Source organism: Pseudohalioglobus sediminis, assembly GCF_008370495.1.
Lineage (GTDB): Bacteria > Pseudomonadota > Gammaproteobacteria > Pseudomonadales > Halieaceae > Halioglobus.
Genome location: NZ_VTUX01000018.1, coordinates 1 through 329, shown reverse-complemented (window position 1 = coordinate 329; position 329 = coordinate 1). Strand labels below are relative to the sequence as shown.

The window sequence follows — 329 nt, the reverse complement described above, 5'->3', positions numbered from 1 at the left end:
ATAGTGACGTTATTCCTTCAAGTGTTCACACATTTGTCTTTGTCTTATTCGGTTGATGCGAAAGAGATCACGAGCGCACCTGTAAGGCCCTTATCTCAAGGTTAGGGTTTTGGCGCAGGATGCGGGCGATCTGGTAAGGCATTTTGAGAGTGAAAGAGGGAGCATACGAATAGTATGTGACCGATTGAGCGAGCAAAATAACGCCGCCAGGGCGTACGCAGACCAGTCAAAACAGGCCTGTAGCTCAGTTGGTTAGAGCGCACCCCTGATAAGGGTGAGGTCGGCAGTTCAAATCTGCCCAGGCCTACCAAATACGCGTTACTCTTCGT

At 49.8% G+C, this 329-nt stretch carries 1 tRNA gene; it reads left to right on the top strand.

Annotated features, from left to right (window positions below):
• The first annotated feature begins 233 nt into the window (after window positions 1-233).
• Window positions 234-310, top strand: a tRNA-Ile gene (locus tag F0M18_RS19900).
• Window positions 311-329 lie beyond the last annotated feature (19 nt).